General features: G+C 61.9%; 20 protein-coding genes. 12 read left to right on the top strand and 8 right to left on the bottom strand.

The window, feature by feature from the left end; all coding sequences use genetic code 11:
• Nucleotides 1-732: patatin-like phospholipase family protein (locus HX899_RS26870; protein ID WP_246697185.1), on the top strand; the 732-nt coding region annotated here is incomplete at its 5' end.
• Between the two features lie 12 nt (nucleotides 733-744).
• Here HX899_RS26870 and HX899_RS26865 read toward each other — a convergent pair.
• From HX899_RS26865 to HX899_RS26850, 4 genes are all read right to left on the bottom strand, one after another.
• Nucleotides 745-1197, bottom strand: a complete 453-nt coding sequence (locus HX899_RS26865) for a copper uptake system-associated protein (protein ID WP_181293803.1) — start codon at nucleotides 1195-1197, stop codon at nucleotides 745-747.
• A gap of 13 nt (nucleotides 1198-1210) precedes the next feature.
• Entirely contained in the window at nucleotides 1211-2584 is a 1374-nt protein-coding gene (locus HX899_RS26860) for a PepSY domain-containing protein (RefSeq protein ID WP_181293802.1), read from the bottom strand.
• 89 nt (nucleotides 2585-2673) lie between these two features.
• Nucleotides 2674-3081, bottom strand: a complete 408-nt coding sequence (locus tag HX899_RS26855) for a hypothetical protein (protein ID WP_181293801.1) — start codon at nucleotides 3079-3081, stop codon at nucleotides 2674-2676.
• Between the two features lie 91 nt (nucleotides 3082-3172).
• The gene (locus HX899_RS26850; RefSeq protein WP_181293800.1) at nucleotides 3173-4987 is read right to left on the bottom strand and encodes a monovalent cation:proton antiporter-2 (CPA2) family protein; all 1815 of its coding nucleotides are present in this window, start codon (nucleotides 4985-4987) and stop codon (nucleotides 3173-3175) included.
• A 119-nt stretch (nucleotides 4988-5106) separates the two neighbouring features.
• Here HX899_RS26850 and HX899_RS26845 point away from each other — a divergent pair, with 119 nt between their 5' ends.
• The 6 genes from HX899_RS26845 (at nucleotide 5107) to lpxK (ending at nucleotide 11231) form a co-directional block, all read left to right on the top strand.
• Nucleotides 5107-6453 carry a TldD/PmbA family protein gene (locus HX899_RS26845; RefSeq protein ID WP_138328902.1) on the top strand — a complete coding sequence of 449 codons (1347 nt, stop codon included), beginning with the start codon at nucleotides 5107-5109 and terminating at the stop codon, nucleotides 6451-6453.
• A gap of 180 nt (nucleotides 6454-6633) precedes the next feature.
• Nucleotides 6634-7443 (top strand): 3'(2'),5'-bisphosphate nucleotidase CysQ, encoded by an 810-nt coding sequence (locus tag HX899_RS26840; protein ID WP_138328901.1) that lies wholly within the window; start codon nucleotides 6634-6636, stop codon nucleotides 7441-7443.
• Nucleotides 7444-7504: 61 nt separating this feature from the next.
• On the top strand, nucleotides 7505-7750 hold the full coding sequence (locus HX899_RS26835; protein ID WP_003545820.1) for a DUF4170 domain-containing protein: 246 nt from the start codon (nucleotides 7505-7507) through the stop codon (nucleotides 7748-7750).
• 172 nt (nucleotides 7751-7922) lie between these two features.
• A complete protein-coding gene (waaA, locus tag HX899_RS26830) occupies nucleotides 7923-9242 on the top strand; it encodes a lipid IV(A) 3-deoxy-D-manno-octulosonic acid transferase (RefSeq protein WP_171599080.1) in 1320 nt (439 codons plus the stop codon).
• A gap of 9 nt (nucleotides 9243-9251) precedes the next feature.
• Nucleotides 9252-9974, top strand: a complete 723-nt coding sequence (locus HX899_RS26825) for an HAD family hydrolase (protein ID WP_181293799.1) — start codon at nucleotides 9252-9254, stop codon at nucleotides 9972-9974.
• Between the two features lie 183 nt (nucleotides 9975-10157).
• Entirely contained in the window at nucleotides 10158-11231 is a 1074-nt protein-coding gene (gene lpxK / locus HX899_RS26820) for a tetraacyldisaccharide 4'-kinase (protein WP_181293798.1), read from the top strand.
• 155 nt (nucleotides 11232-11386) lie between these two features.
• Here the strand turns inward: lpxK and HX899_RS26815 are convergent, their stop codons facing one another.
• Complete coding sequence (locus HX899_RS26815) at nucleotides 11387-12271, bottom strand: GntR family transcriptional regulator (RefSeq protein WP_138328898.1); 885 nt, start codon at nucleotides 12269-12271, stop codon at nucleotides 11387-11389.
• A gap of 99 nt (nucleotides 12272-12370) precedes the next feature.
• Between HX899_RS26815 and HX899_RS26810 the strand changes: the two genes are divergently transcribed.
• From HX899_RS26810 to HX899_RS26800, 3 genes are all read left to right on the top strand, one after another.
• On the top strand, nucleotides 12371-13429 hold the full coding sequence (locus tag HX899_RS26810; protein WP_171599084.1) for an ABC transporter permease: 1059 nt from the start codon (nucleotides 12371-12373) through the stop codon (nucleotides 13427-13429).
• Nucleotides 13426-14190, top strand: a complete 765-nt coding sequence (locus tag HX899_RS26805; RefSeq protein ID WP_181293797.1) for an ATP-binding cassette domain-containing protein — start codon at nucleotides 13426-13428, stop codon at nucleotides 14188-14190. The genes HX899_RS26810 and HX899_RS26805 overlap by 4 nt, the downstream gene beginning before the upstream one ends.
• Nucleotides 14191-14267: 77 nt before the next feature.
• Nucleotides 14268-15185: a sugar ABC transporter substrate-binding protein gene (locus HX899_RS26800; protein ID WP_138328895.1), complete on the top strand. Its 918-nt coding sequence runs from the start codon at nucleotides 14268-14270 to the stop codon at nucleotides 15183-15185.
• 233 nt (nucleotides 15186-15418) lie between these two features.
• Here HX899_RS26800 and HX899_RS26795 read toward each other — a convergent pair whose 3' ends face one another.
• Nucleotides 15419-15649 (bottom strand): DUF2093 domain-containing protein, encoded by a 231-nt coding sequence (locus tag HX899_RS26795; RefSeq protein ID WP_003588271.1) that lies wholly within the window; start codon nucleotides 15647-15649, stop codon nucleotides 15419-15421.
• A gap of 67 nt (nucleotides 15650-15716) precedes the next feature.
• On the bottom strand, nucleotides 15717-17519 hold the full coding sequence (mutL, locus tag HX899_RS26790) for a DNA mismatch repair endonuclease MutL (RefSeq protein ID WP_171599087.1): 1803 nt from the start codon (nucleotides 17517-17519) through the stop codon (nucleotides 15717-15719).
• A gap of 183 nt (nucleotides 17520-17702) precedes the next feature.
• On the opposite strand from mutL, the gene HX899_RS26785 reads away from it, so the two are divergent.
• Nucleotides 17703-19424 carry a response regulator gene (locus tag HX899_RS26785; RefSeq protein WP_171599088.1) on the top strand — a complete coding sequence of 574 codons (1722 nt, stop codon included), beginning with the start codon at nucleotides 17703-17705 and terminating at the stop codon, nucleotides 19422-19424.
• A gap of 154 nt (nucleotides 19425-19578) precedes the next feature.
• Nucleotides 19579-20943: a bifunctional diguanylate cyclase/phosphodiesterase gene (locus tag HX899_RS26780; RefSeq protein WP_138328892.1), complete on the top strand. Its 1365-nt coding sequence runs from the start codon at nucleotides 19579-19581 to the stop codon at nucleotides 20941-20943.
• Nucleotides 20944-20996: 53 nt separating this feature from the next.
• On the opposite strand, the gene HX899_RS26775 is transcribed toward HX899_RS26780, so the two are convergent.
• On the bottom strand, nucleotides 20997-21602 hold the full coding sequence (locus HX899_RS26775; RefSeq protein WP_131601176.1) for a PRC-barrel domain-containing protein: 606 nt from the start codon (nucleotides 21600-21602) through the stop codon (nucleotides 20997-20999).
• Nucleotides 21603-21740 lie beyond the last annotated feature (138 nt).

Raw genomic sequence — 21740 nt, 5'->3', positions numbered from 1 at the left:
GTATCAGGCTCGTCGATCGGCGCGATCATGGCGGCCGGCATGGCGGCCGGCATGTCAGGCGCCGAAATCCGCGAACATGCGCTGACGACCGTCGGCAACAAGACGGCCGTCGTCGCCCGCATCTGGGGGCTGAGGCCGGCGACGGTGCGCGATGCGGTGGCCAAGGGAATCCGCATCGGCCAGTTCAATCTGGAGCGGATCCTGAAAGCCTTCCTGCCGTCCGAGCTGCCGGCCCGCTTCGAGGATCTGCTGGTCCCGATGAAGGTGATCACCACGGATTATTACGGGCAGTGCGAAGTCATTATCGAGCAGGGCGAGCTGTTTCCCGCACTCGCCGCCTCTTCCGCCATCCCCGCCGTCTTCATGCCGGTGCGCCTGCGCGACCGCGTGATGATCGACGGCGGCATCAGCAATCCGGTGCCCTATGAATGCCTGATGGATCTTGCCGACATCGTCGTCGGCATCGATGTCGTCGGCGCGCCGGAAGGCGACGGCACCCATATTCCGAACCGCATGGAGAGCATCTTCGGTTCCGGTCAGCTGATGATGCAGACGGCGATCTCGCTGAAGCTGAAGCTTCGCCCGCCGCATATCTTCCTGCGCCCGACCGTCGGCCGCACCGGCGTCATGGATTTCCTCAAGGCCCGTGAAGTCCTTGCCATGTCCGCCGGCGTCAAGGACGACCTGAAATTCGCCCTTGACCGGGAAATCGAGGCTCGACTGAAGCGCTAGCTATTTCTTGCTTCACTGGGCATGGCCCTCATGGCCGGCATGACCCGCGCCGTTTGAAGCCTCATTCATCATCACCGTGCCCTCGAAGCTTGAGAAGAGCGCAAGCGCGGAAGAATCGAGGCCGGCCTCGGCATCCTTGAGTTTCGCAGCCAGCCCGGCGGCGTCAACTGGGGAGAGCCCGATCGTCTCCAGCGTCCCGGTATCCTTGAGGCTGTCGCCGCTGCAGAGATAGATGCTCCAGCCGTGATGCGTCTTTTTCATCAGGGCCCGTCCGCCGCGTCCGTCCTGCCGCCAGCCGACGATCGCCCAATCGCCCTGAACGACGACCGGCGCGATATCGAGCGGCTTGTCCGGCCTTTCGAACATCACTTTCAGCCTTGCCGGGATCGCCAGTTGCGGGTCGTCGGTCGCAGATGCCAAGGATGCAAGCAACACGCCGGCAAGAATAGCGATGATCTTCTTCATCTGATGGCCTCCCTCAGGCGAGAACGCGTTTCAGCAACGGTACGAACCGCACGACGATCTGGTCGAAGGCGATCATGACGACAATTGCGAGCCCGCTCATCGGGAAGGTGACCGCGAAGATCCCGACAATTACCCACAGGCCGTAATAGATCGAAGGCTTTGGCGGCATGGGTGGCACGCCGAGGCGGCCGATCGGGCGCCGTTTCCACCACATGAGGACGGCGGTCACGCAGCTGAGCACAATTGCGACGCATGTTGCGAGCATCAGCAACTGGTTGAAACGCCCCCATTCCTGTCCTTGGTGGACATTGATGCCCCACTCGATCGCTTTGCCGAGGAACGGATATTGATCAAAGCCGATATCGATCAGTGGTTTGCCGGAATACTGGTCGATATGGAGCGTGCGTTCGTCGGTAAGGTCGTCGGGAAAGAGCGAGGCGGTATAGACGCCCGTCTCGTCGGAGGGGATCGCCACGTCGAAGCCCGGCGCCATGCCCAGCCGTTTAGCGATCTCCACGGCTTTATCGAGGCCGATTGGCCTGGCTGATTGCGCTGCGGCGATATCGGAAAGCGGAACGGGCGCCTTCTCGACGATCCAGCCGCTGTTCGGAAGGATATCCTCGGTGACTTTTTGCGACTTCGGCACGTCGTCCCAGAGCTGGACCGGATAGCCAAGGCCATGTTCGGTCAGCCAGGCATTGGCGTTCGCCCCCCAATAGCCCGACCATGGCATGCCTGACATCGCAAGGAAGAAGATCAGGACACCGGCGAAGGCTCCGGTCACCGCATGCAGGTCGCGCCAGAAAACGCGGCGGCCGGGCGTTCCCCGCACGCTGACGACGCCGCCCGTCTGGCGTCGCGGCCACCAGAGATAGATGCCGGTGACGACGAGCACCATGGCAAAGCCGCCGGCAATTTCGATCAGCCGGTTCGTCAGGGTGCCGAAATAGGCGAGGCTATGGATGCGCTTGACGACATAATTGAACTCGTCGGTCGATCCGACCACATCGAGCACCTTGCCGTCATAGGGGTTGACGAAGACCAGCATCGAGCCGGCATCGCTGGCGAGGGTGACGATGGCTGATCGCTCGGGTAGGACCGGGTCTTTGTAGGATGTCGCGGTTGAGCCGGGCACGGCGGAGGCGGCGATCTCTGCGATCCGCTCCGCCGACAGCGCTTCGCCAGCCGGCTGGACATTGTAGCGGTAGCCGAAGAAGGTGCTGTTGATCTCGTCCTTGAAGAGATAGAGCGATCCGGTAACAGCCAGATTGAGCAGGAAGGGTATGACGAGAAGCCCTGCAAAGAAATGCCAGCGCCAGATGGCACGGTAGAGCGAAACGCCGTTTGCGGCATTCGCCGCCGGTTCGGCAGCAGTAATGGTCGACATGAGAATGGATCCGTATCCATGACCGACGGCACGCATGCAGGTCGGCCGGCGTTGAAAGGCGCATCACGGCGCCTGCCGCAACGCGAAGTTCAGGCAGGGATCGGATCGGAAGGTGGAGCCCGAGGACCGGTATTGGGCGGGAAAAGCTGGCGATGGAAGGCCTCGGTCCGGATTGGCAGTTCAACCGCGGCCGCAAAGGGTATGGCAGCACCGGCGATGTCCGTCGGCGTCGGCAGGAGGATGGAGACGTTGATCCGGCAGGCTTCGCAACCGTGCGAATGCGCCTTGTCGTGCTGGTCCTGACCGGATGTGTCCGTTGTGGTGACGCAAAGCGTCGGCAGCGTCCCGTCCGGAAGCACATATTGGGCCAGCTCAGCCGGATCAAATTCGCCAGCCGCCGCGGCGGGGACCTGATGGGCGAAGCCGACAAACACCAGTGCGACCGCGCATAGGATGCGCAGCGCCCATTGTTCGATCTGTGTCGTCCGTCTGATCAAGATTCCCTCTTGGATCGCTCCGATCGGACGTTTGATAAACGCCGCTCCCCTCATATTCAATGCGTCAATTTCGCAAGCCGCTCAGGGGTGATCAGGCATCCGCCGTCGCATCCGCGGTCCCGGCCAGCGGATCGCCCTCGAAAGGATCGGCGGCGCGTTTCGGTTTGACCAGCGGTTCGGGGCGGACGGGATGGGAAAACAGCATGTCGCGCCCGGCCTGCAGCCCTTCGGACACCTGCAGCACCAAGCGTGCCTCGTCGCGCTTGCGGATATCCTCGCCGATTTCGTAGGCGTCGACCTCGGAAACGCCGAGCGCCTCCAGCGTTCGCCGTCCGAAGAGAAGGCCGGATTCCAGCGTTTCTCGCAGCTCGTAGTCGACGCCCTTGTTGCGCAGTTCGATCGAATGGATGCGGTCGTAGGAACGCACGTAGAGCCGGGTGTGCGGATAGTCGGCCTGCACCAGCTCCACCACCTTGTCGGTGATCTCCTTCTTCTGCGTGCAGACGAGCACGATCTTCGCCCGGTCGATGCCGGCCGAGCGCAGCACGTCCTTGCGGGCGCCGTCGCCGAAATAGATGCGGAAGCCGAAGGAGGAGGCCTGGCGGATGCGGTCGGCCGAAAAATCGATGACGGTGACGCTGCGCCCGCCGGCAAGCAGGATCTGGGCGGCGATCTGGCCGAAACGCGAGAAGCCGACCATCAGCACGTCGGCGCCTGCGCCCTCGAAATCCTCGTCCAGTTCCTCCTGTTCGTCGCCGTTGAGCAGCCGCTTCGAAAGAGCCGACCCGATCGGCGTCAGCGCCATGGACAGCGTGACGATCGCGACCAGCAGCGAGGCGGTGCTCGTCGACATCAGCCCGGCCGCAGCCGCCGTGGTGAACAGCACGAAGCCGAATTCGCCGCCCTGCGGCAGTAGGAAGGCGATGCGGATCGCATCGTCGTGCGGGGAGCCGGAGATCCGGCAGATCCCATAGATGACGATCGCCTTGACGGCCATGACGATCGGCACGGCGACGATGACGAAGAGCGCGTTGTCGGCGAGAACGTCCAGCTCCAGCGACAGGCCGACGGCGATGAAGAAGATAGCGAGCAGCACGCCGCGGAACGGCTCGATATCCGCCTCCAGCTCGTGCCGGTAGGAGGATTCGGCAAGCATCACGCCGGACAGGAAGGCGCCCATCGCCATCGAAAGCCCGGCCAGCTGCATCAGGCTCGCCGATCCCATGACGACGAAAAGGGCAGCCGCGATCATTGCCTCGCGCGCGCCGGTCCGGGCGATGATCTGGAAGAGCGGCGTCAGCAGGTAACGTCCCATGACGATCATCGCCGCAACCGCGCCGACGGCGATGGCGAAATCCAACAGCGGCGCGTTGCTGCCCTTGTCGCCGCCGTCGAGGATGGTGATCAGCGCCAGCAGCGGCACGATCGCCAGGTCCTGGAACAGCAGCATCGAAAAGGAGCGCTGCCCGTATCGCGTATTGACGTCGCCGTCGCCCTCGAGGATCTGCATGGCGAAGGCGGTCGACGACAGCGCCAGGCCAAATCCGGCAACGATGCTGCCGCGCCAGTCGAGAACCTGGGAAAACCAGGCAAGCGCGGTCAGCGCCAGGCCCGTCAGCACCACCTGCGCCGAGCCGAGGCCGAAGATGTCGCGCCGCATCTGCCAGAGGCGGGTGGGTTTCAGCTCCAGTCCGATGATGAACAGCAGGAAGACGACGCCAAGTTCGGCGACGGCGAGGATCTGTTCGCCGTCGGTGATGCCGTGGAAGACCGGGCCGATGACGATGCCGGCGGCGAGATAGCCGAGTACCGTGCCGAGCCCGAGTTTCTTGAAGATCGGAGCGGCGACCACCGCCCCGCCAAGCAGCAGGATCGTTTCGGAAAAAAAGGCATTGGGCGCTGACATGCTGACAATTTCTTTCGACGGCGGGGAGCAAGCAGGCAACCCCGACAAAGAATCGGTGACGGCGGCCTTGATGCTTGGGAGAGTGCACAATAAATGGAAGCCGAAGGAAAGGCCAAATCATGTCCTCTGAAATTGATTCCTCGACACTTCTTTCCCGCGCAAGTCAATTGATCGATCTGGCAAGGAAGGCAGGGGCCGATGCCGCCGACGCCGTCGTCGTCCGGTCGCGCTCGCAATCGGTGAGCGTCCGCCTCGGCAAGGTCGAGGGCACGGAATCCTCCGAAAGCGACGATTTTTCCCTGCGTGTCTTCATCGGCAAGCGTGTCGCCAGCGTTTCGGCCAATCCGGGCTTCGATCTTCAGGCGCTGGCCGAACGCGCCGTCGCCATGGCCAAGGTTTCCCCGGAAGACCCCTTCGCCTGCCTGGCGGATGAGGCGAGCCTTTCGAGATCCTATCCCGACCTGCAATTGCTCGATACCACCGAGGTCTCCTCCGAGATGCTGCGCGAGGCGGGTCTTGCTGCTGAAGCAGCCGCGCTTGCGGTCAAGGGTGTCACCAATTCCTCCGGCGCCGGCGCTTCCGCAGGCATGGGCGGCCTCGTTCTTGCCACCTCGCACGGGTTCGAAGGCAGTTACATGGCGTCGCGTTTCGGTCATTCCGTCAGCGTCATCGCGGGCGAAGGCACCGGCATGGAGCGCGATTATGATTATGACAGCCGTCTCTATTACGCCGAGCTCGACGATCCCGCTGAAATCGGCCGTCGCGCCGGCGAACGGGTAATCAAGCGCGTCAATCCGCGCCAGGTGCCGACCGGCAAGGACATCACTGTCATCTTCGACCCGCGTGTCGCCCGCGGCTTTGTCGGCCATATCGCCGGTGCGATCAATGGTGCTTCCGTCGCCCGCAAGTCCAGCTTCCTGCGCGACAAGATGGGTCAGCAGGTATTGAAGTCGGGCCTGTCGATCACCGACGATCCGCTGATCGTGCGTGGCCCTTCCTCGCGGCCCTTCGACGGCGAGGGCGTGTCCGGCGAGCGCCTGGTGATGATCGAGGATGGTATCTTGAAGCACTGGTTCCTCTCGACTTCGACCGCGCGCGAGTTGGGTCTGGAGACCAACGGCCGCGGCGTGCGTGGCGGCACCGCCGTTTCGCCTTCTTCCACCAACCTTGCGCTGGAACCCGGCGACATCTCGCCGGAGGATCTGATCCGCAGCGTCGGCAACGGTTTTTATGTGACCGAATTGATCGGCCACGGCGTCAACATGATCACCGGCGAATACAGCCGCGGCGCCACCGGCTTCTGGATCGAGAACGGGGAGCTCACCTTCCCGGTCTCCGAGGTGACGATCGCCTCGAACCTCAAGGAGATGTTCATGCGCCTGACGCTGGCAAACGACATCGACCGCAAATTCGGCGTTGCGGCCCCCACGTTTGCCATCGAGGGCATGACGCTTGCCGGGCGCTAAAGCATGTCGCGCAAAAGTGTGCAGCGGTTTTGCGATAACGACATGCGGAAAATCAAAGACCTAAAGCGCGTCGCGAATCTGAAAGATCGCGACGCGCTTGAGAGCATGATGCCGAAAAGTGTGAGCGGTTTTCGGGCGACATCATGCTCTGACTATTCAATTGAGAAATGGATTGATCTGATGAGCGACATGGAGAAAGCCCGGTGGCAGAGCGATCTCACGCTGATCGTCGATGCTGCGAAAGAGGCGGGCGCCGTCGCTTTCGGCTTCTTCAACCAGTCGCCTGAGGTCTGGTGGAAGAACGAGGACCGTTCGCCCGTCAGCGCCGCCGATTTCGCCGCCAACAAGACGCTCGAGACCATCCTGCGCAAGGCCCGGCCGGATTATGGCTGGCTGTCGGAAGAAACCGACGACGATGCCGACCGCCTTTCACGCGAGACGCTGTTCATCATCGATCCGATCGACGGCACGCGCGCCTTCCTCGGCGGGCAGAAGGTCTGGTGCGTGAGCGTCGCGGTGGTTCATCGCGGCCGGCCGGTCGCCGGCGTGCTCTATGCCCCGGCGCTCGAGGAGCTCTATGAGGCTGTCGAGGGCGGCGTGGCGCTGAAGAACGGCGTCCCCTTCACCGTTTCGGCCGCCGGACCGGAAGAGATGAGCCGCCTTGCGATCGGCGAAGACCTGCTGAAGACCTTTCCGACGGAATTCCGCGATCGGGTGACGCGCGAGAAATACATTCCCTCGCTGGCCTATCGCATCGCCATGGTGGCGGACGGTCGTCTCGAAGGCACCTTCGTCAAAGGCAATTCACATGATTGGGATCTTGCGGCTGCCGATCTGATCCTCGTCTGTGCCGGCGGCGGCCTCGTCGACATCGAAGGCCGGCCGATCGTCTACAATCGCGCTGAGGTCACCCACAAGGTCCTTTGCGCAGCGCCAACGCCCCGCCTTGGCGAATTCCTCGCGGCCTTTGCGGGGCGACGAGACAGTTGACGTTTCCGTCAAAATCCCGCAGATGGGTGGCGGAGGAGAATAGGCAGAAAGAGAAGAAAAAATGACTGACTCCGGTGACAAGAAGCAGCTTCTGCATCTCGTTTTTGGCGGCGAACTGGAAAGCCTCGATGACGTTCAGTTCCGTGATCTGCAGGGTCTCGATATCGTCGGTATTTTCCCGGATTATGCCACGGCGCTGACGGCCTGGAAGTCGAAGGCGCAGCAGACGGTCGACAATGCGCATATGCGCTACTTCATCGTCCACATGCATCGTTTGCTCGATCCGCAGGAAAAGCCCAAGGGCTGAGCTTAGCAAGTGCTGCCGGCCGGCCGCTCGTCGAGCGGGCTTTGCTGCATCGGGCGCGCCCGTCGATCCGGATTGTTTGACGCATTCTGAACAAATTAATCGGCCATTGCGGCCGCAACGATAATTAGGGAATGGGTTTGATGTCGATCGGTTTTGATCGGAGGCTGGCGCGATGAGTTCCCGGATGGCGCGGTTCGGTCTGAGCGCATACCGTCTGGCGGGAACCGTGGCCTCTCCAGTCGTCGGCCTCTATATCACCTACCGCACGGCCAAGGGCAAGGAAGACCGGGCCCGCCGCCTGGAGCGTTTCGGCTATCCGAGCGCCAACCGGCCGCAGGGCCCGCTCATCTGGTTCCATGCCGCAAGCGTCGGTGAAACCAACGCCGTCATCCCGCTGATCCGCGAAATCCGCCGCCGCGACATCCATGTCATCCTGACGACCGGCACCATCACGTCGGCCAAGCTCGCCGCCGAGCGTCTCGGCCAGGAAGCAATTCATCAATATGTGCCACTCGACCTGAAGCCTTCCGTCAGCCGCTTCCTCGATTACTGGCAGCCCGATTGCGCCATCATCGCCGAATCCGAGATCTGGCCGGCAACGGTGCTGGAGCTCGGCCGCCGCCGCATTCCGCAGATCCTGATCAACGCCCGCATGTCGGACCGCTCCTTTGCCCGCTGGCGCCGCCGCCCGGCGATCGCCGAAGCCTTGTTCGAGAATCTTGCCCTCGTCATCGCCCAGTCGGATGTCGATGCCGAACGTTTCCGCGATCTCGGCGCTGTGCCCGTCATCACCTCGGGCAATCTGAAGGTCGATACCGACGCGCCGCCTTATGACAGCGCTGTCTTCGCCCGCTATAAGAAGCAGATCGGCGATCGCAAGACCTGGGCGGCGATCTCGACCTTCGACGGCGAGGAGAATGCCGCCGCCATCGTTCATCGGGCGCTCAGGGAGCGCGACCATCAATTGACCATCATCGTGCCGCGCCATCCCGAGCGCAGCGATGAGATCGAGGCGGCGCTCGTCAAGCAGGGGCTGAAGGTCGCCCGCCGCACCCGCGACGATGTCTTGTCCGCCGATGTCGATATCTTCCTCGGCGATACGATCGGCGAAATGGGTCTCTATTTGAGACTGACGGAAATCGCCTTCGTCGGCCGCTCGCTCTTTGCCGAAGGCGGCCAGAACCCGCTGGAGCCCGCCATGCTTGGCTGCGCCATTCTCTCCGGCGGCCATGTGCAGAATTTCCGCGATGCCTATCAGAAGCTTGCCCGCAGCGGCAGCGCCCGCATGGTGCGCGATACCGAAATGCTGGCCAAGGGCGTGCATTACCTGCTGATCAACGACGACGCCCGCCGCAATATGATCGAGGCCGGCATCACCGCCGTGCACGAGATGCGCGGCGCGCTGACGGCGACAGTGAAGGGGCTGGAACCCTATATCAATCCGCTGACGGTGAAGGCGCGGCTGCTGCCCAAGGCCGTGGCCCAGGTCTGAGGAGCGAAGATGTCGGTAGCGTCCCCTATCAAAGGCATCCTCTTCGACAAGGACGGCACGCTGCTCGACTATGACGAGAGCTGGCTGCCGGTCAATCGCGAGCTTGCCCGCATCGCAGCCCAAGGGGATCAGCTTCTCGCCAACCGGCTGCTTTCGGCCTGCGGCATGGATCCGGCGACCGGCCATATCGTTCCCGACAGCCTGCTTGCCGCCGGCAATACCCGCCAGATCGCTGAGGGTCTGGTTGCCGCGGGCTCGATGGTCGATGTCGGCGAGCTGACGGTCCGCCTCGACGAGCTCTTTTCCAGCGCCGCCGAATTTTCCGTGCCGGTGACCGACCTCGCCGGCTTCTTCGAGCGGCTGCATCGGCGCGGCTTCAAGCTCGGCGTCGCCTCCAGCGACAATGAGCGGTCGATCCGCCATACGGCGGAACGCTTCGGTTTTGCCCGCTATATCGATTACATCGCTGGCTACGACAGCGGTTTCGGCGTCAAGCCGGAGCCGGGCATGGTGCTCGGCTTCTGCGCTGCGACCGGTCTTTCGCCTGAAGAGGTAGCCATGGTCGGCGACAACAACCACGATCTGCACATGGGTCTGAATGCCGGCACCGGCCTGAGGATCGCGGTGCTGACCGGCACCGGTTCGCGGGAGACGCTTGCCGCCGCGGCCGATCACGTGCTCGACGATATCACCGCCATCGAGACCCTGCTGCCGGACCTGCAGCCGGCCTGACAGGTAAGGGCTTGCATTTTTTCAGGTTTTGGCTTCTCAATCCGGCCGGTCGAGAAGCAGGGGACTGGCTGTGGCTAAAGCAATTCCAGCAAAAGTGCACAGCGGTTTTGCCGGGAAAAGCGCGAAGCGACTTTCCTAAGGGATTGCGTGAGAACAAGCCGGGCAGGGGAGCGGGACGGCAAGATGATATCTGAAGCGCCACCGTTCTGGTGGAGGAAAGCCGATTGGCGGGCCTGGCTGCTGCTGCCGCTTTCATTTCTCTATGGCCGTATCGCCGGCCACCGCATGGCCCATGCGCGCCGCGCCTCCGTTCCTGTTCCCGTCATCTGCGTCGGCAATTTCACCGTCGGCGGCGCCGGCAAGACGCCGACGGCGCTGACGATTGCCCGCGCCGCCAAGGCGAAGGGGCTGAATCCCGGCTTTCTCAGCAGGGGTTACGGCGGCTCGCTCGATGTGACGACCGTCGTCGACCCTGATCATCACCGGGCGGGCGCCGTCGGCGACGAGCCCTTGCTCCTTGCCCAGGAAGCACTGACGGTGATTTCCCGCCGGCGCGTCGAAGGGGCTCAGCGCCTGGTGGCGGAGGGCGCCGATCTCATCATCATGGATGACGGTTTCCAGAGTGCCCGGCTGGCGATCGACTATGCCCTGCTCGTCATCGACGCGACGCGCGGCCTCGGCAACGGCCATATCGTGCCGGGTGGCCCGGTCCGCGCGCCGATCCGCCAGCAGCTGCGGTCTGCGACGGCCCTGCTGAAGGTCGGTGGCGGCAGCGCCGCCGACAGGATCGTCCGCATGGCGGCGCGCGCGGCAAAGCCCTATTTCACCGCATCGCTGAAAGTGCGCGGCGACAACACGCTGGCCGGCACCAAGGTGCTCGCCTTCGCCGGCATTGCCGATCCCGCCAAATTCTTCCGCACGGTTGAATCCCGCGGCGCCGAGATCGTCGTCGCCAAGTCCTTCGGTGATCACGAGCACCTGACCGAGGAGGAGATCGACGACATCCTGACGACCGCCGAGCGTCAAGGTCTCCTGATCGTCACCACCTCCAAGGATTTCGTCCGCCTCTCCGGCCATCACGGCAAGGCGGCGCGGCTCGTCGAAAAGAGCCGGGTGATCGAGGTCGACATGGTCTTTGAGGATCACCTCGCCCCCAGCCTCATCATCGACCGGGCGATCGCCGCCTGCCGCGAGCGGCGCCTGCGGGAAATGAAGGCCGGGGTTAAAGCAATTCCGGGAAAGGCTGAACCGCTCTAAAGCATGTCGCGCAAAAGTGTGCAGCGGTTTTGCGACAACGACATGCGTAAAAACAAAGACCTAAAGCGCGACAAGCGAATCTGAAAGATCGCGACGCGCTTTAGCGGGCTGCTGCAAAACGTCTCGTCCTGCGCACATCTGTACAGGCAACGCGATCACGCGATCGAGCGAAGCAAAGTCTCGCGGGCGGAAGTCAGATGCAACCGACATGCGCGATCGATCGAAGCGATATTACGGCTTTCCAGGGCTTCGATCAGCGCGAGATGTTCTCTGATGGCGACCTCGTTCCGCGCGCGTTCATCACGCTTGTTCCATTGATAGTGATAGTGGAAGACCATGGTTATCACGTCTTGGAAGCTTTCGATAAAGCGGTTTGGCGCGACTGCCGTAATCAGCCGGTGGAACCGGCTGTCCAGCTCCGAGAAATCCTGAAACCGGGCGTCGATATCCGCGAGCAGTTCCAAATGTGCCGCCCGCATAGCTTGGATCTGCTTCCAGACGGGCGAGCCGTCGGGCAGGGCAGCGAACAGCCGTGCGGAGCGCATTTCGAACATCTCTCTGATCTCGAACAGTTCGAGCGCGAAACTGGCTGTGAACCCCTTAAAAACCCAGCCGGCATTCTGACGCTTCTCGATCAGCCCATATTTCTGAAATCGATTGAGAAATTCCCGGACGATCGTTGTCGCGACGCCGAATTTCCGGGCTAATTCCGCCTCATTGATTTCTGTGCCCGGACAGGCATCGCCGCGCAGCATCCATTCCATGAAGCTCGTCTCGACCTGTTCCGAAATTGCCAAGGTCTCTTCCTTCGGATAGCGCTCTATCTGCCGCGGCTGCTCACCTATGATCCGCCTGTGCGCTTCAGATATGATGATCCCACGGGCGGACATCCCCGCCAGCACCTTCCGCACCGTCGTTCTGCTCACGCCGAGCTGGGCGCGCAGGACGTTTTCGGACGGCAATTCCTCCCCGAGATCGAGCGTCCGAATGATATCGATCATATCGTTGAATGCCCGTTTGAAGGTCGTATCAGTTCTCATGATGCAACTCCCGGTATGATTAACTATCCATAAAAAACAAGTTGACGTACGTGTATCATATGTTTCTTATGTATAAAAAACGGGGGAGGCTAGGGGAATTTGGAAGACTCCGGGATTCTGCCTCAGAATTCGTCGCGGCCTGGCGGTTCGCAGGATGCAACCTTCCATCCGAGACAATCTGGCATCACATTGGGGCTGAGGCTATTGAGCCTGGGCCCACTATTGATCCTCATTATGCTCATCGCCGTCGTCAGTTTGATCACGCCGGCTTTCCTAAAGCCCATGAACCTCGGGAACATCCTTGCGCAGACGGCAGTGATTGCCGTTGTCGCAATGGGGCAGCAGCTCGTTATCCTGACGCGCGGGATTGATTTGTCTGTCGGCTCGAATCTTGCGCTCGCGACAGTCATTGGCGGGCTCGTCTACCAGCAGGTTGATTCCTCGATCGTCGTCATTGTGGCCATGCTGCTTGCAGGTGCGGCTGTCGGTGCGGTCAACGGTGTGGTCTTTGTCTATGGTCGGCTGCCGCACCCTTTCATTATTACACTCGCGAGCTTGAGTATCTGCCGCGGCCTGGCACTTGCATTGGCGCCCGGCCACACCACCATGCGCGGGATGCCCGATGCAGTGACTGCGATCGGTGGCGGTACGACGCTTGGTGTGCCCAATTCCTTCTTTGTCGTTGCGATGTTCGGGTTTCTTTTTCTGATTCTGACGAAGTCGATGGTCTGTGGCCGATGGATCTATGCGGTCGGCGGCGCGCCGAATGCCGCCAGAAGCATGGGTATACCGGTAAAGGGTGTTCTGCTCGCAACCTACATTATTTGCGGCTTTTGTGCAGGTGTCGGCGCGGTGCTGCTCGCGGGACGGACCGCCGCCGCCTCGCCAATCTACGGCAATCTTTTGGAACTCGACACGATTGCTGCGGTGATTATCGGTGGCGCCAGCTTCCTTGGCGGACGAGGCCACCTCGGCCACGCCCTGATCGGCGCCGTGCTGATCGGCGTCATCCGCAACGCCCTTAACCTTCTCGGCGTCGACGTGTTCTTTCAAATGATCGCGATTGGGCTCGTCATCGTCATCGCCGTAGAGGCTGATGTGCTTCGCAATCATCTCGAGGCGCGCGCACGCGTGCTTCAATCGGCGAGAGTACAATGAACCAGGCATCCACCACACCGGCACTTTCGGTTCGAAACGCGCAGAAGCGCTTTGGCGCCATCCATGCCCTGAAAAATGTAAGCTTCGATGCCTACTCCGGTGAGGTAACCGCTCTCTTGGGTGACAACGGCGCCGGCAAGTCGACGCTCGTCAAATGCATCAGCGGGCTTCATCGTCTCGACGAAGGAGAGATCCTCGTGGATGGTGCGCCCGTATCGCTCCATTCAACGGCCGCCGCCCGCCGCGCCGGCATTGAAACCGTCTATCAGGATCTGGCGCTTTTCGACAACCTGACCCCCGTCCAGAATTTCTATTGCGGACGAGAAATCTCTTTCCCCTCCTGGCTGCCGCTTCCGCTCCGCTTCCTCAACACGGGCGTGATGAAACGTGAGGCGGCGAGTGTCATCGATCGCCTGAAGGTTAAGCTGCCGAGATTCGACGCGCCGGTCGCGCTGATGTCTGGGGGACAGCGACAGGCGATCGCGGTCGCGCGCGCCATTGTTTTTGCGCGCAAGCTGGTGATCCTTGACGAACCAACGGCCGCCCTCGGCCTTCGCGAGTCTCGCCAGGTTCTTGACCTTATCAATCAGCTCAAAGCCGACGGCAATGCCGTGATCATCATCACGCACAATATGGAACATGTCGTCGAAATCGCCGATCGGGCGGTTGTGCTGCGGCAGGGTCGCAAGGTGGGTGAACTGAAGCCGACGCAAGCCAACAAGCAGGACGTTGTCGCGATGATTGTCGGCGCCGAGGCTTAAGGGAGATCGCTGCTTCGTTGGGGCAGCGGACAACGAGATCGCTCTAGAGGAGGGCGGTCGAAACATGGGAGGTAAACATGAAACCGCAATCCCTGCTGGGAGCTCTTGCGCTCCTGGCCGTCGCTGTAGTCCCGTCCTTGGCGCAGGAGCCGGTGAAGCTCGGCTTTATAACCAAATTCCCGGTGCCGTTCTTCGCTACAATGGAGAACGCCGCCAAAGACTATGCAAAGAGAAATCCCGGCGTCGAGATCATCTACGGGCAGGGTACGTCGGCAACCGACATCGAGGGCCAGATTGCACAGATCGAGTCGATGGTGACACGAGGCGTGCAGGGCATTGCCCTGACGCCCGTCGATCCCACCGTGTCCACTGCCCTGGACAAGGCGGTGGCGGCCGGCATCAAGGTCGTGCTGATGGATAACAATATTCCGGATTGGAACGGCAGGACGGCGCTTGCCACGACCAACAACTTCGCCGCCGGCAAAATCGCCGGCGAATATCTCAAAACTGTTCTTAAAGCCGGCGACACGCTCGGAATTCTTGAGGGTGTGCCCGGTGTGCCGGCGCTTGATGACCGCGTGACGGGCATGCTTGAAGGGCTGAAGGGACTTGATGTCGAGATCGTCGGGAAAGGCGCAACAAACTGCACCGAGGAACTCGGGATCAGTGTCGCCGAGGATCTACTGACGAAGAACCCGGACCTCAAGGCCATTTATGCCGCTTGCGGCCCGCCCGCTGCTGGCGCAGCGCGCGCCATCAAGAATGCCGGCACTGCCAATGACAAGATTGTGCTGGTCGGTTTCGACTTCTGCTGCGGCGAAGAGGAAGCGCTGAAGAGTGGGGTCGAGGATGCGTCGGTGGCACAGTTCCCCACCAAGATGGCTGAACTCGGTGTGGATGCGTTGGTAAAATCGATTCGCGGAGAGAAGGTTGAGTCTTTGATTGACTCAGGCGCTGCGCTCGTGACGCCTGAGAATATGGCGAAATTCAAGTGAACGGTTGCCCTCCGCCGACCGCATAGGCGGCGGAGGCAAACCTCACCCGGCTGTCGGGTATCGTCGAGCCCTGTGGCCCGGAGCCACGCCGGCCAGTCGATGCGAGGTTGTCCTGGACGAGCCTATGGTATTTCAAGTCGTCGGGTGACCGAATGGATATTTTCCGTGCAGCAGCTCCGGGCTGCAGACCCGGAGAACCATCTCAGCCAGAACCTCCGGCGCGATCGCAATATCTAACGCCGTTGGTTCGGCAGCACGCCGGCGCGTTTGTCGGCTTCGATCGCCGAGATCACGTCGGCATAGGGTTCCTGCCGGGCGACGCTCCAATAGCGCAACTCGTCGAGCGGGATCTGTTTTCCCGTCATCGCGCAGACGACATAGGAACCGGGCGAGAGAATCTGGAAATCGCCATCGAGATACCGGATCTTCGCTTCGCGGTTTCCATGGCCTTCGAACAAATTCATGCGCTCCGATCCCTGCAGTCTGTCATCCCTTTGCCATACTCTCGAAAGGGCTGCTTTTCCAGCTTTTTTAGCTTCTGCCGAAAAGCCGCTCGATATCGCTAAGCTTCAATTCGATATAGGTCGGCCGGCCGTGATTGCACTGGCCGGAGCCGGGCGTCACTTCCATTTCTCTCAGCAGCGCGTTCATTTCCTCCGGCCGCAGCCGCCGTCCGGAGCGCACCGACCCATGGCAGGCCATGGTCGCAGCCACATATTCGAGCTTGGCCGATAGGCCCGACGCCGTGTCCCACTCGGCGATCTCGTCGGCAAGCTGGCGGATCAGCCCATGCGCATCGACCTCGCCGAGCATCGCCGGCGTCTCGCGCACGGCGATTGCGCCTGGGCCGAAACGCTCGATCGAAAGGCCAAGTTCGGAAAGCTCGGCCGCGTGCTGCATCAGCCGGTCGCAATCCTCCTCCGGAATATCGACGATCTCGGGGATGAGCAGCACCTGCGAGGCCAGCCGCTTCGAATGCAGCGCCTTGCGCATCGCCTCGAAGACCAGCCGCTCATGCGCGGCATGCTGGTCGACGATGACGAGCCCGTCTTCGGTCTGGGCGACGATGTAATTTGCGTGGATCTGCGCCCGCGCCGCGCCGAGCGGATACCGTGCATTTGCTTCAGGAGCTGCCGGCTGTGGCGAAAACTGCGGCTCGGCCCGCGCCGTCGGCATCGAAAGTCCGTCGAAGGACGTCTGTGGCCGCTCGCCGAAACCCGTTGTCGGCTGGTAGGGCCGGGAGGGCGAGGTCTCGGCCGACCATGGTGTCTGCGGCCGTTGAGCGTGCGGCTGGAAGCCGGGGCGGAAGGAGCGCAGCATGTCGCTGGCACCCGTCGTTGCCGCCCGGCTGCCGTCGCGCGCCAAGGCCTCGCGGATGGCGCCGACGATCAGGCCACGCACCAGGCCAGGATCGCGGAACCGGACGTCGGATTTTGCCGGATGCACGTTGACGTCGACGAGAGCGGGATCGAGCGTGATCGCCAGCACCGCCACCGGATAGCGTCCGGATGGGATCGTCTCGGCATAGGCGCCGCGGATCGCCGAGAGGATCAGCTTGTCCTGCACCGGCCGGCCGTTGACGAAGGCGTATTGATGGGCGGAGTTGCCGCGATTGAAGGTCGGCACGCCGGCAAAGCCGGTGAGCGAGATCTCTTCGCGCACGGCGTCGAGCGCAATGGCGTTGTCGCGGAATTCCTTACCGAGCACCTGCGCCATGCGCGCCAGATGATCGTCGCCGGTCGCCGGGAATTCCAGTGTGGTGCGGTCCGAGCCCGACAGCACGAAGCGCACGGCAGGAAAGGCGATTGCCATGCGCTTGACGATTTCGGTGATGGCGCCGGCCTCGGCTTTTTCCGTCTTCAGGAATTTGAGCCGGGCCGGTGTCGCGAAGAACAGGTCGCGCACTTCGACGATCGTCCCGGGATTGGCGGCAGCCGGGCGCAGATGCGCGATCTTGCCGCCGGCAACGGCGATCTCGTGGCCGCCTGCGCTGTCGCGTCTGCGGCTTGCGATGCTGAGCCTTGCGACCGAGCCGATCGAGGGCAGCGCCTCGCCGCGGAAGCCGAGCGTGCGGATATCCTCGAGCGTCTCTGAGATCTTCGAAGTGCAGTGGCGCCTGACCGCCAGTTCCAGATCGGCCGCATCCATGCCCGAGCCGTTGTCGCTGACGCGCAGCAGCGCCTTGCCGCCGCCAGACGTGGCGATTTCGATGCGCGTCGCGCCCGCGTCGAGCGCGTTTTCGATCAGTTCCTTGGCAGCGCTCGCCGGCCGTTCGATGACTTCGCCGGCGGCGATCTGGTTGATGAGCGTTTCGGAAAGCTGTCTGATGGCCATGGGCTATTTTCGGGGATTCGCGGGCCGGAGGGAAGGGGTTTCGACAGGCTTTCCGGAAACGTGATCCGGGGCTCCCCCAAATTTGGGAATAGGTAATGTTAAGCCGGTTTTAACATAAAAATGGCATTTCTAATCACATACCTCCGGAAGCTGCGAAATCGAACAGATGTGGGACGCAATAGCATGAGTGCCGGCTTCGAAAAGGCGGACACATCATCAGAAATGGATGGGTCTCCCGCCGAGGCCGATCTGCAGACGGCGCTTTTCGATGTGGTGTGCGACAGCCTTTCCGCAGCTTTCATCATCTACGACAAGAACGATCATCTGATCTTCGCAAGCCGCCAGACCCTCGAATTCTTTCCGCTGCCCGCCGAGATGCTGAAGCCGGGCACGCGGCTTCGCGATTTCCTCGGCGCGATGTACGACACCGGCATTCGCCAGCAGTATGATGTCAGGCAGGGTGGCTCGCTGAGCCGCGAAGACTGGCTGTCGCAGAAAATCGCCTCGCATTGGCGCGAGCGTTTCGACGCCGTCGAGCGCCACGGTGCCGATAGCTGGGTCCGCTTCGTCAAGCGTAGGCTGCCGGGCGGTTACGGCGTCACAATCATCTCCGACATTTCCGAGAACAAGAAGCGCGAAGAGCAATGGCGCTCCGATCTGGAGCGGGTGCAGCTCACCGAGGACATTCTCGACAATCTGCCGTTCCCGCTGTTCGTCAAGGATCGCAACCTCACTTATGTCGCGGTGAACCTTGCCTTCTGCGAGAAATATCAGACGAGCGCCGACGAAGTGCTCGGGCGCAAGAGCGGCGATCTTTTTTCAGAAGAGATCGCCAAGCGCTTCGAAGAAAGCGACCGCCATGTGCTGGAGACCGGCGAGATGTCCGTCTCCCGCCAGCGGCAGATCTCCCGCGACGGCATCGAGCGCGATATCGTCAGCCGCAAGCACCGCATCGGCAAGCCTGGCCGCTATTTCCTGGTGTCGACCATGCAGGATCTGCCGCGCGACGGCGCCGATCTCGACGAGTTCGGCCAAGCGTCCGCGATCACCGCCTCCAGCAATCAAAGCTATCGCCGCGCCTATGTGCCGGTACCAAGCGGCATCGCACGGCGCGAACCGGCGGCGATGGAAGCGATCGTTCCGGAGAATTTCTCCGGCCGCAAGGTCCTCGTCGTTACTGCCGACCTCGCCGCCGAGACCGCCGCGCTGCGGACGCTGACGAAATACGGCTTCGAATCCTGCTCGGTCCGGGGCGAGGATGAAGAGGAGCGGTTCCTCGAAATCGCCACTTCCTCCGGCATCTCGCTCGATCTTCTGATCATCGACAACCAGATGGGCATGCGCTGCCTCGAGCTTGCCGAGCAATACGGCATCCCGGCGCTCGTCATGGACGGTTTCCAGATCGCCAACGAGCTCACCTTCCAGATCGCCCGCCATTTCAATCGCAACAGCCGCAGCGCCGCCGGTTCGGATGCGGATTGGGAAATCAGCATTTCCGACGATCCGGTCGGCCTGCAGGTTCTCGTCGCCGAAGACAATGATATCAACCAGATCGTCTTTTCACAGATCCTCGAAGGCCTCGGCTATCGCCACATGCTTGCGGCGACCGGCGACGAGGCCGTGCGCCTATGGGCCGAGCACCGGCCGCAGATTGTGCTGATGGATATTTCCCTGCCGGGTTTCAACGGCTTCGAGGCCGCGCGCCTCATCCGGCAGATGGAGGAAACCGGCGGTGGCAACCGCACCCCGATCATCGGCGTGCTCACCCAGGCCTTCGAGCGTGACCGCGCCGAATGCGTCAAATCAGGCATGGACGACGTCATCATGAAACCCGTCAGCCCTGATATGCTTGAGACTGTATTTCAGAAATATCTAATGAATGAGGCCATGCGGGCCCGAAGCTGAAGCATGTCGCGCAAAAGTGTGTGGACGCCAAAATACCCGTCAACTCCCTAGATTTTGGGGAGGTTCAAGCGCCTATGCCGCTGATTTACTATCGAATTGTTAAGACCTGCCGGTCATTCTTCTGCATGGCTCCGGAGGAAAGCTCGGGTTTTGGATGATGAAATCGGCGGACATAGCTTTCTTGACCGTCGGTCAGAATGAGCTTCAGGCGATGGCCTATACCGATCCGCTGACCGGATTGGGCAACCGCAATCGCATGCGGGACAAGGTCTTGCAGATCTCCGCTGAGCGCGCCAACGATCCGGCCCCCTTCACCATCGGCATCGTCAACCTCGACAGTTTCAAGCCGATCAACGATCTGTTCGGCTCGACAGCCGGCGATGAAATCCTCTGCCAGGTCGCCCATCGTCTCAGGGCCTGCATTCCGGATGGCGCGCTGGTCACCCGCCACGATGGCGACGAATTCGCCTTCGTGCTGCCGTTGATCTTCGAGCGGGCGAGTGCCGAGAAATTCGGCCAGATGATCCGCGAGGTGCTGTCGGCGCCTTATGACCTCGGTGACCGCAACGTCCGCCTCTCCGCCTCACTCGGCTTTTCCATCTATCCCTTCGCCGGAGAGGATTGCGAGGAACTGCTGAAGAGCGCCGAAACCGCCCTCTACCGTTCCAAGCGCCGCGGCCGCGGCCAGATCACCGTCTATTCGCGCGAGATCGCCCAGGAAATGAAGCGTGCGACGCAGCTGGAGCAGGCGCTCAGAAATGCCATCATCTCCGACGCGATCGATGTGCATTTCCAACCGATCGTCTCGCTGTCCAACAATCAGGTCGTCGGCTTCGAAGCGCTTGCCCGCTGGAACGATCCCGATCTCGGCTTTGTGTCCCCCGGTGTCTTCGTGCCGCTCGCCGAGGAGCGCGGCTTCATCGATGCGCTGTCGGAGGCGTTGCTGCGCAAAGCCGCGGAAGCCGCACTTTCCTGGCCGCGCGAACTCTTTCTGTCGTTCAATCTTTCCTCGGCTCAATTGATGGATCCGGGGACGAGCAGCAGCGTCCTGTCGATCCTCGGTCGCGTCGGCTTCGATCCGCATCGCCTGGAACTGGAAATCACCGAGACGGCGGTGATGAGTTCGGCCGATACCGCTCACCGCATCATCGCCGATCTGCGCGCCGCCGGTGTGCGCATCTCGCTCGACGATTTCGGCACCGGTCAGTCGAGCCTCGGGCGCCTGCGCGACTTCATCTTCGACAAGATCAAGATCGACCGCGCCTTCGTCTCGCGCATCAATTCCGATCGCGCCTCCGAACACATCATCAAGGCGATCCTTACCATGTGCGAGGGCTTGGAGCTGGAAGTCGTGGCGGAAGGCATCGAAGATTATGCCGAGGCAGTGAAGTTGCGCACGCTCGGCTGCGGCATGGGCCAGGGCTATCACTTCGGCCGTCCGGCCGACGGCATTGCCACGCTGCGCTTCCTGCACGAGAATTATTACGATCCGACCATGGCGGAGCGTGCCAGCGCATAAAACGATGGCGCCCCTGGGAGCGCCATCGCCTACGCTATACTACCGCGCACGGATTACTTAGGCGTGGTTGAGCCGGTCGCCGTGGTATCGGTACCGGTCGCAGCCGGAGCCTTTTCGGCCGACTGCATCGCCAGCGTCTTGAACTCAGGTGCGGCCTTCAGCGATTCAGCCGTTTCGCTGGTCGTCAGCTTGACGCTGCCGTCCTGGGTGTTCTGCGCGACTGTGATCTTTTCCATCGGCACGGCGACGTTCTTTTCACCGATGCCGAGGAAGCCGCCGACGCCAACGATTGCGGCAACCATGCCGCCATCCTTCTTGAGGATCAGGTCGTTGACGCTGCCGATGCTTTCATTGTTGCCGTTATAGACCGACTGGCCGATATAGGTGTTGGCGCTGACCTGGTCTGGAGACTGTTCCGTCAGATAGCCGGCCTGAGCCGTGTCCGCCGTCGGTGCTGCGGCCGGAGCCTGTGCGGCATCGCCTGCGGGCTTGGTGACATCAGGCGTCATCGGCTTCGGTGCTGCCGGATCGGCAGGAGCCGCCTGGGTCGGAGCGGCGGGGTCCGCAGGCTGCGGTGCCGTCTGCGAGAATGCCGCCGGTGCGAAAGCCGTGGCAAACAGTGCGCCAGCGGCAACGGTCGTCAAGAGTTTGCGTGTCATTTCGAACCTACCTTCGTTTTTTTCTAGAGCGATCGCTGACCCGGCAATACCTGTTTCTCAGGTCTCGTCACCGCGCCAGTTCGAAGGGAAAATGACTGGTGGAGTGATTGGTTCCGGTTGAAAACACGGAAAAATTTT

The sequence above is a fragment of the Rhizobium sp. WYCCWR 11146 genome (assembly GCF_013591995.1).
GTDB classification, from domain to species: Bacteria; Pseudomonadota; Alphaproteobacteria; order Rhizobiales; family Rhizobiaceae; genus Rhizobium; species Rhizobium indicum.
Note: the sequence above shows the minus strand (reverse complement) of the source record. Positions and strands in the feature narration are given on the sequence as shown.